The organism is Bacteroides sp. AM32-11AC, from assembly GCF_003603515.1.
Lineage (GTDB): Bacteria > Bacteroidota > Bacteroidia > Bacteroidales > Bacteroidaceae > Bacteroides > Bacteroides uniformis.
The window spans coordinates 1-13,359 of record NZ_QTNH01000002.1; the positions used below are offsets into that span (position 1 = coordinate 1).

The window sequence follows — 13,359 nt, forward strand, 5'->3', positions numbered from 1 at the left end:
CTGATACGAAGTTAACCATATTACAGAGGGGAAACTAATGTAAACTAAATGTTCTTGAATTTGAAGGTAGAGGTGTAAAGCAAATAGTATAAAGTTGTATGATTGAAGTAATTTCGTCACATGCCATTAATAATATAAGATAGGAGGTGTTTAATATGATTTTGATATTAGTTGATACATAGTGACTTATGAATGTCTTGCTTTGTTGTGACGGTATAGATACCCCGTCACAAGTACGTCACAGAATTAGCAATAATGTGGCAATTTATAGAGAATTTATAGAGTATAATATAGTACACCGTCACAATTGATAAAGTGATGATATTAAAGGATGATAGGCAAAGGTGAGTAGAGCAAGGATAGCGTGGAAGTCTGTTAAAACAAGAAGAGCCTTCCCTAAGGAAAGCTCTTCACATATAATCTGTATATCAGATGATTACTTGCTCAAAGCTTGAGCCACGTCAACCGCACAAGCCACTGTACATCCTACCATCGGGTTGTTACCGATGCCGAGGAATCCCATCATTTCCACGTGAGCAGGAACTGATGAAGAACCAGCGAACTGAGCGTCTGAGTGCATACGACCCATTGTGTCGGTCATACCGTAAGAAGCCGGTCCGGCAGCCATGTTGTCCGGGTGCAGAGTACGACCAGTACCACCACCGGATGCCACTGAGAAGTACGGCTTGCCAGCCAATACGCGTTCTTTCTTATAAGTACCGGCAACCGGGTGCTGGAAGCGGGTCGGATTCGTAGAGTTACCAGTGATGGATACATCCACGCCTTCTTTCCACATGATAGCCACACCTTCGCGAACATCGTCTGCACCGTAGCATTTTACTTTGGCACGGGGACCGTCGCTGTATGCGATTTCACGAACTACTTTCAGTTCACCTGTATAGTAATCGAATTGAGTCTGAACGTATGTAAAGCCGTTGATACGAGAGATAATCTGTGCAGCGTCCTTGCCGAGACCGTTCAGGATGCAACGCAGAGGCTCTTTACGTACTTTGTCTGCTTTAGCGGCAATCTTGATAGCACCTTCGGCAGCAGCGAATGACTCGTGACCTGCCAAGAAAGCGAAACATTTGGTTTCTTCACGCAGCAACATGGCTGCCAAGTTACCATGACCGATACCAACCTTGCGGTCGTCAGCTACAGAACCCGGAATACAAAATGCCTGCAGACCGATACCGATAGCTTCAGCAGCTTCAGCAGCGTTCTTGCAGCCCTTCTTAATGGCGATGGCGCAACCTACAACGTATGCCCATTTTGCATTTTCGAAACAGATGGGCTGAGTTTCTTCACAAGTCTTATAAGGATCGAGACCATGAGCTTCGCAGATAGCATTGGCTTCTTCGATGTCTTTGATACCGTTTGCGTTCAATGCAGCAAGAATCTGCTTGATACGACGGTCTTGGCTTTCAAATTTTACTTCTCTAATCATATGTCTTTCCTCCTTATATTATTCGTGACGTGGGTCAATGTGTTTAACTGCACCTTGCTCTTCAGTGAAGCGGCCGTATGTACCGGTAACTTTCTTCAATGCTTCATTGGCGTCTGTACCTTTCTTGATTTCATCCATAAACTTGCCCAGATGAACAAATTCGTAACCGCAGATTTCGTCGTTCTTGTCCAAAGCGATAGTCTTGATGTAACCTTCTGCCATTTCCAAGTAACGAGAACCCTTAGCCAACGTTCCGTATAATGTGCCTACCTGGCTGCGCAGACCTTTGCCCAAGTCTTCCAAGCCAGCTCCAATCATCAAACCGCCTTCAGAGAAAGCAGACTGAGTACGACCGTAAACAATTTGCAGGAAGAGTTCGCGCATAGCTGTGTTGATAGCGTCGCAAACGAGGTCAGTATTCAATGCTTCGAGGATAGTCTTTCCCGGGAGGATTTCTGATGCCATAGCAGCAGAATGAGTCATACCGGAGCAACCGATAGTCTCAACCAAAGCTTCCTGGATAACGCCTTCCTTTACATTGAGGGTTAATTTACATGCACCTTGCTGAGGAGCACACCAGCCAATACCGTGTGTCAGACCAGAGATGTCAACAATTTCTTTAGCTTTTACCCATTTACCTTCTTCGGGAATAGGAGCCGGTCCGTGGTTAGGACCTTTCTTCACAACACACATGTGTTCCACTTCGTGTGAATAAGTCATAATTAGCTCTTTTTTTAAGTGATATAATTAAAAAAAACGTAGTCCACTTTTATTAGTCGGGTGCAAAGTTAGTTGTTTTCCCCGTTTCTGCCAACTGTTCAATTTGACTTTTTTATTAAAAAGAAGTAATAAGAAGCTGAATTTCTGCGGAATGTAAAGTGGAGTTTGCAGTTGACTGTTTTTTCTCGTCTCTGATAGGGTTTGTGAATCAATAAGGTATGTGCTTGTTAATCAGGAAGTAATTTTGCCAACCCCTTGCTTGCGTCTTGGCAGGATTTTGCCATGCCTATGGCAAAGTTTTGCCAACGCGGTGGCAAAGTCTTGCCAATGGTAAGGCAAAATCCTGCCAACTGGTTGGCAAGGCGAAGAAAATAAAGGGGAGTCCGTGTTTGACTATGGCTGCAAAGTCTTACCTTTGTGGCACATTAAATAAAATACAAACTATGATAGAAGTTACAGATGTGGCATTGCGCCAGGCTGCCGGTGAAGGGATGGATGCATTCATCGGCGTATTCACCGGTGCTTATAAGAAAGAAATAGGCGGAGAAATGACTGCCGGGACGATGTCTTTGCTTACCGGTGAACAGCATTCATTGTTGGCCTATCAGATATTCCGTGATGAAGTGATGGAAGGGGGCTTCTGCCAACTGATTCAAAATGGTTATGGCGGTTATATTTTCGACAATCCGTTTGCCAAAGTGATGCGTTTGTGGGGAGTGGGCGATTTGAGCAAGTTGGTTTATGCTGCCAAGAAAATATACGATAGCCATCGTGACGACTTGGAACGCGAACGCACAGACGAGGAATTTATGGCAATGTACGAGCAATATGAGGCTTTCGATGAACTGGAAGATGAATTTTTGGAAAAAGAGGAGGAATATACAGCTTTGGTTGCCGGCTATGTGGATGAGCATTTGGAGCTGTTTGCCAAGATTGTGTAGTGTGGATTAACTGATATAAATGTTAAATATCACTGTGACATGCAGTATTTAGATTAATCTTTCATTTAATCTTAAAAACAATGAAAAAACGAGGAGAGTACTATATTACTCAATTCTTTTATCTAAATTTGCAAACTCTAATATTTATAGGAAAGATGAAACAATTAAAATTCTTGATGGTTGCCTTGACATTGTTGATGGGCATTTCGTTTACTTCGTGTCTGAATTCAGATGACGGAGAGTATGATGACATTTATGGCATGGTTTTAGTGAATAACTATATGGGATTACTCTCTTTTGAAGATGCTGCGGGTAACACTTATCAACCTACACCGGCTTCTGTTACTCAATTTGAGGCAAATTCAAGTTTGAAGATTTCAGATTCTCGAATGGGAATCATCTTAGGAAAGAGCATAGAACCTGAGACGAATGAAAAATCTAAAACTACCAACTTCACTTTGAAGAATTTTCAGCCTATTTCTTTTGCAAACGCTGTCGTATCAATGACAGCAGAAAGCTTGGTTGTTGATGCGCCGGAAACAGCACCGGTGATAACTTTGAAATTGGAAAATGGGTCAGTTCAGCCATTTTTGTATAACAAGGATATACTTGTAACTCCTATAGCTTGGAGACTGCAAAATGACAACGATAAGTTTAAGATGCATAAATTTGCTTTAGCTTGTGTACTGGATGAAATTGAAGCAGGGGCCACAGACCTTGTTTTCTATCTGCGTCATGATAAGGGTGCTGATGATAAGACAGATGTTTATTATTCTAATTGGTATGGGTATGATATAAAAAATGCTTTAGAAAGGTTTAAAGAAAAAGCAGGAAATCTTCCTACTAAATTAGTTATTAAGTCGCATGAAAGTGGAAATAATAGCAATACAGAAATACCGGAAAACTATACGGAATATACTGTAGAATACAAAATTGCGTCTACTAATCAATAAATTGATATTGAATTACAAAGATTTATTTCATATAGCAATACTACTGATTTCCTCTCCGGCTCGTGCCTGGGAGGAAATTAGTTTAGAGGATAGACGAAAAGTATTTACTACTTTTGTCTATCCTATGATTGGTTTATGCGGGTTGTCCGTTTTCATCGGCTCTTTGATGAAGATGGGATGGGACGGGCCGCAAAGCTTTCAATATGCCATGACACAATGCTGTGCGGTGGCTGTATCCTTGTTTGGAGGATATTTTTTGGCAGCCTATCTCATCAATGGGTTGCGTGTCCGCATGTTTATGCAGGACAGTGATATTCCTTTGGCGCAACAGTTTGCAGGTTATGCACTGGTAGTGGTGTTCATGCTGAGGATTGTTATCGGCATATTGCCTGATTTTGGCATTATGGCTCTGTTGCTCCAATTCTATATCGTGTATGTTGTGTGGGAAGGAAGCAAAAAGGTGATGCAGATAGCGGAAAAAGACCGTTTGCGTTTCACCATTCTTTCTTCTATTTTGTTAATAGCTTGTCCGGTGGCCATTGAATGGATATTCAATAAGCTGACGGTAGTGCTAAACTGATAAATGTTATGAAACAAGCTCCTGTAAATATAAAGAATAAGCGTGCTACGTTCGATTACGAACTGACGGACACCTATACGGCTGGCATTGTGCTTACGGGCACAGAAATCAAGTCCATCCGGTTGGGGAAAGCAAGCTTAGTCGATACGTTCTGTTACTTTGCCAACGGCGAATTGTGGGTGAAGAACATGCATGTGGCCGAATACTTCTATGGTTCGTACAACAATCACAATGCACGCAGGGAGCGCAAGCTTTTGTTGAATAAGAAGGAACTTGAAAAACTGATGCGCGGCACGAAAGATCCGGGTTTCACCATTGTTCCCGTGCGCTTGTTTATCAATGAAAAAGGGCTGGCCAAACTTGTGGTGGCACTTGCCAAAGGTAAGAAGCAATATGATAAGCGCGAATCACTGAAGGAAAAAGATGACAAACGCGATATGGCGCGTATGTTTAAAAGATAATATGAGTAAACTTGGTAGTTTGGTGCGTGAGCGCATCCTTATTCTGGATGGTGCAATGGGCACCATGATACAGCAATACAACTTGACAGAGGAAGATTTTCGGGGTGAACGCTTCTCGCAGATTCCCGGACAGATGAAAGGTAACAATGACCTGCTTTGTCTGACACGCCCCGATGTGATACAAGACATTCACCGCAAGTATCTGGCGGCAGGTGCGGATATTATCGAAACAAATACATTCAGTTCCACCCGCCTCAGTATGGCCGATTATCATGTGCAGGACTATGTGCGTGAGATGAATCTTGCCGCAGTGCGCCTGGCACGCAAAGTGGCAGATGAGTTTACTTCTCTTACTCCCGACAAACCCCGTTTTGTGGCAGGCTCCGTAGGACCGACGAACAAGACCTGCTCTATGAGTCCCGATGTGAACAATCCGGCTTTTCGTGCCTTGAGCTACGATGAACTGGCCGATGCCTACCGTGAGCAGATGGAAGCATTGCTCGAAGGTGGTGTGGATGCTTTGCTGATAGAAACCATTTTTGATACGCTGAATGCCAAGGCTGCTATTTTTGCCGCCGGGCAGGCGATGGAAACTGTAGGAGTTCATGTACCCTTGATGCTCTCTGTGACTGTTTCTGATATTGGAGGGCGTACTCTGTCGGGACAAACTTTGGATGCTTTTCTCGCCTCCGTGCAGCATGCCGATATTTTTTCAGTTGGGCTGAACTGCTCCTTTGGCGCCCGCCAGCTGAAACCTTTCCTGGAGCAGCTTGCTGCCCGTGCACCTTATTATATCAGTGCTTATCCCAACGCCGGACTGCCCAACAGTTTGGGCACATACGACCAGACTCCTGCCGATATGGCACATGAAGTAAAAGAGTATATCCATGAGGGATTGGTGAATATTATCGGTGGTTGTTGCGGAACGACAGATGCCTACATTGCCGAGTACTCCTCGCTGATTGCCGGTGCAACGCCCCATCAGCCGGTTCCCAGACCGGAAAATCTTTGTCTCTCCGGGCTTGAACTTCTGGAAGTGAAGCCGGAAAATAACTTCGTGAATGTGGGTGAACGCTGTAATGTTGCGGGTTCGCGCAAATTCTTGCGTCTGATTAATGAAAAGAAATATGACGAGGCGCTCAGCATTGCCCGCCAGCAGGTGGAAGACGGTGCGCAGGTCATCGATATAAATATGGACGACGGACTGCTGGATGCTCAAGTGGAGATGACGACTTTCCTCCATCTGATAGCTTCGGAACCGGAGATTGCCCGTGTTCCCGTCATGATAGACTCCTCTAAGTGGGAAGTGATTGTGGCCGGATTGAAATGCTTGCAAGGCAAGTCCATCGTCAACTCCATCTCCTTGAAGGAGGGGGAAGATAAATTCCTGGAGCATGCGCGTACCATAAAGCAATATGGTGCGGCAGCCGTGGTGATGGCTTTTGATGAAAAAGGGCAGGCAGACACGTACGAACGTAAGATTGAGGTCTGCGAACGGGCATACCGTCTTTTGGTGGACAAGATAGGTTTCAATCCCCATGATATAATTTTCGACCCGAATGTACTTGCCGTGGCAACCGGTATGGACGAGCACAACAATTATGCTGTAGACTTTATCCGTGCCGCCGGATGGATACGGAAGAATCTGCCCGGTGCGCATGTCAGTGGAGGAGTGAGTAACCTTTCCTTCTCTTTCCGCGGCAATAATTACATTCGCGAGGCGATGCATGCCGTATTCCTTTACTATGCCATCCGCGAGGGCATGGATATGGGTATCGTCAATCCGGCTGCCTCCGTTCTTTACACCGATATTCCCGCTGATATATTGGAGCGCATAGAGGATGTGGTCTTGAACCGTCGTCCCGATGCTGCCGAGCGCCTGATAGAAACTGCCGAACGCTTGAAAGCGGAAGCAGAGGCGGCAAAAACTTCTGGAGGAGAGCGGCAGGCTGCCGCCCATTCCCAACTTGCCTGGAGAGAGGGGACTCCTGTGGAAGAACGGTTGAAGTACGCCTTGACAAAGGGTATCGGCGATTATCTGGAAGAAGACCTTGCCGAAGCGCTGAAGCTGTATCCCAAGGCTGTTTCCATCATTGAAGGTCCGTTGATGGCAGGCATGAATCATGTCGGCGACTTGTTTGGGGCAGGCAAGATGTTCCTGCCGCAAGTAGTGAAGACGGCGCGCACCATGAAGAGGGCGGTTGCCATCCTCCAGCCCGTAATCGAGTCGGAGAAAGAAGAAGGTGCGACTGCTGCCGGGAAGGTACTACTGGCTACAGTGAAAGGTGATGTGCACGACATTGGCAAAAATATAGTCTCGGTAGTAATGGCCTGCAACGGGTACGATATAGTGGACCTTGGCGTCATGGTGCCTGCCGAAACCATTGTACAGCATGCCATAGAGGAAAAGGTAGACATGATAGGATTGAGTGGCTTGATAACCCCTTCGCTGGATGAAATGGTGCATGTAGCCATTGAGCTGGAAAAGGCAGGTCTGGACGTTCCTCTGCTGATAGGTGGTGCCACGACTTCACCGCTTCACACAGCTCTGAAAATTGCTCCGGTCTATCATGCTCCCGTAATCCATCTGAAGGACGCTTCACAGAATGCTACAGTAGCAGCCAAGCTGATGAATCCTAAGACAAAGGAGGAGCTGGAAGAAGAACTGCATGAGAAGTATCGGCAGTTGTGCGAAAAGAACCGGGAGAAACAAGTGACAACCGTTTCCCTGGAAGAAGCGAGAAAGAACAAACTGAATCTGTTTTAAATAGGAAGGAAAATAAGGATTAGGGATTAATCCTTAATCCCTATTTTTTTATCTTCTTCTTGTATTGCTCGAAGCGTGACGTAATATCCCTTACGAAGTTATAAGTTTCAATGCCACGGAAATAGCCGTTTTTGCAGACGGGGTCGGTGAAGTATTCCTCATTGCTTTTTAGCAGAATGAAGTTTTCTACATTATCACGCCAGACATATTTGTTTTTGCCGTATTTTTCGGCCAGTGCCATGGCATCCAGCACATGGCCGATACCGGAATTATAAGATGCCAGCACAAAGTTGATGCGTTCTTCCTGGGGTATCTTGGAAAAACTTTTGGCTGTGGCGCCTATGTATTTCACGGCAGCCTTTATACTCTCTTCAGGGTTCTGTTCCTTTCCTTCGGGTAGCCCCATAGCCCTGGCTGTGGCAGGCATCAGTTGCATCAGCCCCCTGGCACCGGCCCAGGATACGGCGGTGGAGTCGAAGTTGGACTCAGTATATGCCAGAGACGCCAGCAGGCGCCAGTCCCAGTCTATCTTGGGAGCATATTTCTTGAACAAATCATCGTAATGGGAAATTTTTCCTTCGCGCAGGGAGAGGATAGGAGAGTGGGGAATGGCCTTGCCGATTTCAAAATATCGTTTCATACTTGCCGTATAGGCAGGTGAAGTCATATTCTCCTCGTGCCATTTGTTGGCGGCGGCTGCCAGTTGCGGACAGTCTTTCCGGACTGCCCACGATGCACGCTGGTCAAAGCTGATGGAGAGTCCGATATTCAGGTTGGGGTAATAGGTCGTATTAAGCTGTGCCACGTCATTGTCTGCTACGGTATAGGGGATTTTCCCTTGTGCCACCTGGGTGATGAGGTCTTCTGCACTGATACTGTCGTTGGTCACTTTATGGATGTGGATACCTCCTCCGAGCTCTTCGTCCAGATTGACCAGCCGTTCATAATATTTTCCGGGCTTCACATATACATCTTTCCCGATGAGTTCCGTTACGTCTTTCAGTGGTTTGGTGCGTCCGCCGTTACGTTGCACGATGACTTGGTGCGTGATGACCTCTTCGCCGCAATAAAGCAGGCTGTCTTTCCATTCCTTGGTGATGGGAAGGTTGTAGGCAATGAGGTCTCCCTTGCCTGCCTGCAACTTCTCTATGAGTTCGTGCACATTCCGGGCTACCTCTATTCTCAGCTTCACTCCCAGGCTCTTGGCAAACTGTTCGCTCAGCTCATACTGGAATCCCATGTCCTGGCCACGGTAGATGAAGTAGGAAGTGGAGCTGTACAGTGTCAATACGACCAGTTCTCCGCTGTCCTTTATCTGTTGCAGGTCATCCGCTTCTTCTTTTTCGGCAGGATGTCCTCCACGGCATCCTGCGATGCAGCACAACAACAACAGCAAGATAATTGGGACGGGAGAATTGATAATGGATGATTTATGTCTGGCGAAAGAAAACAGGCTGTTCATATCTCATAGGGTTTAGTGCGTTCTTAATCCTCCATTATCAATTCTCCATTACAAATTAACTCCCCAAGTGCTTCTTGATGTACATGGTCAATATATCAATGGCCACCTGGTTGTTTCCGCCTTCCGGCACAATGAGGTCGGCGTATCGTTTGCAGGGCTCTATGAATTGCTGGTGCATGGGTTTCAGTATACGTGTATAGCGTTCCATGACGGCTTCGGCCGTGCGTCCGCGTTCCACTACATCGCGCTGGATTACACGAATCAGGCGTTCGTCGGGGTCGGCGTCTACAAATATCTTCAGGTCCATCATGCTTCGCAGCTTCTTGTCGCACAAGGCAAGGATGCCTTCAATGATGATGACTTCCCGGGGCTCGATATGGATGGTTTCGGGCTGCCGGGTACACGTCAGGTATGAGTAGGTGGGCTGTTCTATGCTTCTTCCTTCGCGCAGCATGGCGACATGCCTGGAAAGAAGGCTCCACTCGAAAGCGTCGGGGTGGTCGAAGTTGATGTTCTGCCGTTCTTCCACGGGCACATGGCTGCTGTCCTTGTAGTAAGAGTCTTGTGGCAACAATACCACTTCACCAGCCGGTAGGCTTTCGATAATTTTACGTACGACGGTGGTCTTTCCCGAGCCGGTTCCGCCTGCAATTCCTATTATTAACATCCGTTTAAGTGTATATTTGAAACAAAACCAGTATTTTTGCAGTTGTTAAAACAGCCGCTTAGGCTGACAAATATAGTGATAAATCATTTAAATGGCAAAGTTATGGTAAAGCACATTGTATTATTTAAGTTAAAAGATGAGGCACCGGCTGACGAAAAGTTGGCTGCGATGAACAGTTTCAAGGCAGCTATCGAAGCGCTTCCGGCTAAAATATCCGTTATCCGCAAGATTGAAGTCGGATTGAACATCAATCCTGCCGAGGCTTGGAGCATCGCTCTTTACAGTGAGTTCGATACGTTGGATGACGTGAAATACTATGCTACCCATCCCGACCATGTAGCTGCCGGCAAGCTTATCGCTGCTGTGAAAGAGAGCCGTGCCTGCGTGGACTACGAGATAATTGAAAATTAAAAATTAAATCAGAGAACATGAAGAAATTACTGTTCCCTTTCGTTCTGTTGCTCTTCGCTGTGGCGGTGCAGGCACAGATACAAGACCCCGTCAAGTTCAATTCCGAACTGAAAACTCTGGCTACCGGCGAAGCGGAGGCTGTTTTTACGGCTGCTATTGACAAGGGCTGGCATGTCTATTCCACCGACCTGGGCGATGGCGGTCCTATCTCGGCGACTTTCAATGTGGAGAAAATCTCCGGAGCGGAAGTGGTGGGCAAACTGAAGCCCGTAGGCAAGGAAATCTCTACTTTCGACAAGTTGTTCGAAATGAAGGTGCGCTATTTTGAGAATACGGCGCAATTTGTGCAGAAGCTGAAGTTGACGGGTGGCGCTTATCAGATAGAAGGCTATCTGGAATATGGCGCTTGCAACGATGAAAACTGCCTGCCGCCCACACAAGTTCCTTTCAAGTTCTCCGGCAAGGCAGAAGGGGCTGCCAAAGAAGCTGCCGCCGCTGCCGCTGAAACGAAAGCCGAAGAACAGCCCGCAAAGCAGGAGACTGTCTCCGGCACGGCTCCCGTGGCTGCCATCGGCGGTGCGGACGGGCCGACGGAAATCAAGGTGGCGGACAAGGTGGACCTATGGAAGCCGGTCATCAGTGAACTGAATTCTTTGGGCGAAACCACTTCGCAGGAAGACATGTCCTGGATTTATATTTTCATTACGGGATTTGCCGGTGGACTGCTGGCGCTCTTCACCCCCTGTGTATGGCCCATCATCCCGATGACGGTCAGCTTCTTCCTGAAACGCAGCAAGGACAAGAAGAAGGGCATCCGCGATGCGTGGACGTATGGCGCTTCCATCGTGGTGATTTATGTGACGCTCGGACTGGCAATCACGCTTGTTTTCGGAGCCAGCGCACTGAACGCACTCTCTACGAATGCAGTATTCAATATCCTTTTCTGCCTGATGCTGGTGGTGTTTGCGGCTTCCTTCTTCGGAGCGTTCGAGATAACGTTGCCCTCCAAGTGGAGTACGGCTGTAGACAGCAAGGCCGAGGCGACAAGCGGTTTGCTCAGCATCTTCCTGATGGCATTTACCTTGTCGCTGGTATCTTTCTCCTGCACGGGACCCATTATCGGATTCCTGCTGGTGCAGGTTTCCACGACGGGCAGCGTGGTGGCTCCCGCCATCGGCATGCTGGGCTTTGCCATAGCTTTGGCATTGCCTTTCACGCTGTTTGCCCTGTTCCCGTCCTGGTTGAAGTCCATGCCCAAATCCGGTGGATGGATGAATATCATCAAGGTGACGCTTGGCTTCCTGGAGCTGGCTTTTGCCCTGAAGTTCCTTTCGGTAGCCGATTTAGCTTACGGTTGGCGCATCCTCGACCGTGAAACGTTCCTTGCTTTGTGGATTGTACTTTTTGCACTGCTTGGTTTCTACTTGCTGGGCAAAATCAAGTTCCCGCACGATGATGACGATACGAAAGTTAGTGTACCCCGTTTCTTCATGGCGTTGGCCTCACTGGCATTTGCGGTGTATATGGTTCCCGGTTTGTGGGGAGCTCCGCTGAAGGCTGTCAGTGCTTTTGCACCGCCCATGCAGACGCAGGATTTCAATCTTTACAATAATGAGGTGCATGCCAAGTTCGATGATTACGACCTTGGTATGGAGTATGCCCGCCAGCATGGCAAGCCCGTGATGCTCGACTTCACCGGTTACGGTTGCGTGAACTGCCGTAAGATGGAGCTTGCCGTATGGACAAACCCGAAGGTGAGTGACATTATCAACAACGACTATGTACTTATCACGCTCTACGTCGACAACAAGACGCCGCTTCCTTCTCCCGTGAAGATTGTGGAGAACGGTACGGAACGTACGCTGCGTACCGTAGGCGACAAGTGGAGTTATCTGCAGCGCGTCAAGTTCGGCGCCAATGCGCAGCCCTTCTATGTGCTGATTGACAATGAAGGCAAGCCGCTCAACAAGTCCTACTCCTACGACGAGGATATACCTAAGTATATCGAGTTCCTGCAGACAGGACTGGAGAATTATAAGAAAGAGAAATAAATAGAATTGGAAAAAGGATGCTTGTAAAAAGGCATCCTTTTTTCACTAAATCCCCTTTTTGTATGAAACACATTATAGACATTGATGCTTGGGAACGCCGGGATAACTACGGCTTTTTCCGCAATTTTGTAAATTCCTGGTATTCCGTCACCACAGAGATTGACTGCACGGAAGCCAGTGCTGCAGCCCGGGCTGCAAAGCGCTCCTTTTTCCTTTATTATCTGTATGCTGTGGTGCGTTCGGCCAATGAAGTCGATGAACTCCGTTACCGTACCGACAAGGAAGGCCGGGTTGTTTTTCACGACCGGGTGGACATCATTTCTCCGATAGCCGTTCCTGGGAAAACATTCTATACCATGCGCATTCCCTATTACGAAGACTTTGAACGTTTCTATGCCGAAGCCTACGCCTTGATAACAAACATGCCCGAGGACGGTGACCCTTATGGAGCCGAAAAGATTCTTGCCGAGCAAGGCGATTACGATGTGGTCCATCTGAGTGCGGTTCCCAAAATGTATTTCACCTCGATAACCTATACACTTGCCGAAGCAGGCAACGGTTGCAGTTATCCGTTGATGACTGCCGGCAAGGCCGTATCTCGTGAAGGCCGTCTGGTATTTCCTCTTTCCATTTATGTGAACCATGCTTTTGTCGACGGTTCTCATTTGACCTCCTTCTTCGGAAAGGTGGAGGAGTATTTGAAAGAGATTTCACATAAATGAATCACCCCAAATAAATAATCTATGAAACGCTTATAAGGGTGTTTTTTCATGCTACAAATATATATATATGATGCCATACATATATGGCAACTTTGAGTTGTTTTTTGTATCTCGGTTTCTGTTTTTTAAGTATCATTGAAAAATCGGAAATGTGCAGACAAGATTTGTAGTATTACA

12 protein-coding genes are annotated in these 13,359 nt (G+C 46.9%); 8 read left to right on the top strand and 4 right to left on the bottom strand.

Going from position 1 to position 13,359, the window contains the following annotated elements; genetic code table 11:
* Positions 1-436: 436 nt before the first annotated feature.
* Positions 437-1,447 carry a GGGtGRT protein gene (locus tag DW800_RS01830; protein WP_005831851.1) on the bottom strand — a complete coding sequence of 337 codons (1,011 nt, stop codon included), beginning with the start codon at positions 1,445-1,447 and terminating at the stop codon, positions 437-439.
* Between the two features lie 18 nt (positions 1,448-1,465).
* Complete coding sequence (locus DW800_RS01835) at positions 1,466-2,167, bottom strand: iron-sulfur cluster assembly scaffold protein (RefSeq protein WP_005831848.1); 702 nt, start codon at positions 2,165-2,167, stop codon at positions 1,466-1,468.
* Positions 2,168-2,610: 443 nt separating this feature from the next.
* On the opposite strand from DW800_RS01835, the gene DW800_RS01840 reads away from it, so the two are divergent.
* The 5 genes from DW800_RS01840 (at position 2,611) to metH (ending at position 7,869) form a co-directional block, all read left to right on the top strand.
* Positions 2,611-3,108, top strand: a complete 498-nt coding sequence (locus DW800_RS01840; RefSeq protein ID WP_008665373.1) for a DMP19 family protein — start codon at positions 2,611-2,613, stop codon at positions 3,106-3,108.
* A gap of 80 nt (positions 3,109-3,188) precedes the next feature.
* Entirely contained in the window at positions 3,189-4,061 is an 873-nt protein-coding gene (locus DW800_RS01845; RefSeq protein ID WP_022401972.1) for a hypothetical protein, read from the top strand.
* Positions 4,062-4,068: 7 nt separating this feature from the next.
* A complete protein-coding gene (locus tag DW800_RS01850; RefSeq protein ID WP_119957829.1) occupies positions 4,069-4,641 on the top strand; it encodes a Yip1 family protein in 573 nt (190 codons plus the stop codon).
* An 8-nt stretch (positions 4,642-4,649) separates the two neighbouring features.
* Entirely contained in the window at positions 4,650-5,102 is a 453-nt protein-coding gene (gene smpB, locus DW800_RS01855) for an SsrA-binding protein (protein WP_005831836.1), read from the top strand.
* Position 5,103: 1 nt separating this feature from the next.
* Complete coding sequence (gene metH / locus DW800_RS01860) at positions 5,104-7,869, top strand: methionine synthase (RefSeq protein WP_119957738.1); 2,766 nt, start codon at positions 5,104-5,106, stop codon at positions 7,867-7,869.
* A 40-nt stretch (positions 7,870-7,909) separates the two neighbouring features.
* On the opposite strand, the gene DW800_RS01865 is transcribed toward metH, so the two are convergent.
* Together DW800_RS01865 and udk are read right to left on the bottom strand one after the other, a co-directional pair.
* Positions 7,910-9,331, bottom strand: coding sequence for a transglycosylase SLT domain-containing protein (locus tag DW800_RS01865; RefSeq protein WP_172679961.1), 1,422 nt, complete (start codon positions 9,329-9,331; stop codon positions 7,910-7,912).
* A 55-nt stretch (positions 9,332-9,386) separates the two neighbouring features.
* Positions 9,387-9,998 (bottom strand): uridine kinase, encoded by a 612-nt coding sequence (gene udk / locus DW800_RS01870; protein WP_005831829.1) that lies wholly within the window; start codon positions 9,996-9,998, stop codon positions 9,387-9,389.
* A 102-nt stretch (positions 9,999-10,100) separates the two neighbouring features.
* Between udk and DW800_RS01875 the strand changes: the two genes are divergently transcribed.
* The 3 genes from DW800_RS01875 (at position 10,101) to DW800_RS01885 (ending at position 13,182) form a co-directional block, all read left to right on the top strand.
* Positions 10,101-10,409: a Dabb family protein gene (locus tag DW800_RS01875; RefSeq protein ID WP_008665385.1), complete on the top strand. Its 309-nt coding sequence runs from the start codon at positions 10,101-10,103 to the stop codon at positions 10,407-10,409.
* A 17-nt stretch (positions 10,410-10,426) separates the two neighbouring features.
* Positions 10,427-12,460 (top strand): protein-disulfide reductase DsbD family protein, encoded by a 2,034-nt coding sequence (locus DW800_RS01880; protein WP_119957739.1) that lies wholly within the window; start codon positions 10,427-10,429, stop codon positions 12,458-12,460.
* Positions 12,461-12,522: 62 nt separating this feature from the next.
* The gene (locus DW800_RS01885) at positions 12,523-13,182 is read left to right on the top strand and encodes a CatA-like O-acetyltransferase (RefSeq protein WP_057252311.1); all 660 of its coding nucleotides are present in this window, start codon (positions 12,523-12,525) and stop codon (positions 13,180-13,182) included.
* Positions 13,183-13,359 lie beyond the last annotated feature (177 nt).

Coding starts and splice junctions, on each gene's coding strand:
- DW800_RS01830 (WP_005831851.1), bottom strand. CDS start 1,447: ATGATTAGAGAAGTAAAATTTGAAAGCCAAGACCGTCGTATCAAGCAG.
- DW800_RS01835 (WP_005831848.1), bottom strand. CDS start 2,167: ATGACTTATTCACACGAAGTGGAACACATGTGTGTTGTGAAGAAAGGT.
- DW800_RS01840 (WP_008665373.1), top strand. CDS start 2,611: ATGATAGAAGTTACAGATGTGGCATTGCGCCAGGCTGCCGGTGAAGGG.
- DW800_RS01845 (WP_022401972.1), top strand. CDS start 3,189: ATGAAAAAACGAGGAGAGTACTATATTACTCAATTCTTTTATCTAAAT.
- smpB (WP_005831836.1), top strand. CDS start 4,650: ATGAAACAAGCTCCTGTAAATATAAAGAATAAGCGTGCTACGTTCGAT.
- metH (WP_119957738.1), top strand. CDS start 5,104: ATGAGTAAACTTGGTAGTTTGGTGCGTGAGCGCATCCTTATTCTGGAT.
- DW800_RS01865 (WP_172679961.1), bottom strand. CDS start 9,331: ATGAACAGCCTGTTTTCTTTCGCCAGACATAAATCATCCATTATCAAT.
- udk (WP_005831829.1), bottom strand. CDS start 9,998: ATGTTAATAATAGGAATTGCAGGCGGAACCGGCTCGGGAAAGACCACC.
- DW800_RS01875 (WP_008665385.1), top strand. CDS start 10,101: ATGGTAAAGCACATTGTATTATTTAAGTTAAAAGATGAGGCACCGGCT.
- DW800_RS01880 (WP_119957739.1), top strand. CDS start 10,427: ATGAAGAAATTACTGTTCCCTTTCGTTCTGTTGCTCTTCGCTGTGGCG.
- DW800_RS01885 (WP_057252311.1), top strand. CDS start 12,523: ATGAAACACATTATAGACATTGATGCTTGGGAACGCCGGGATAACTAC.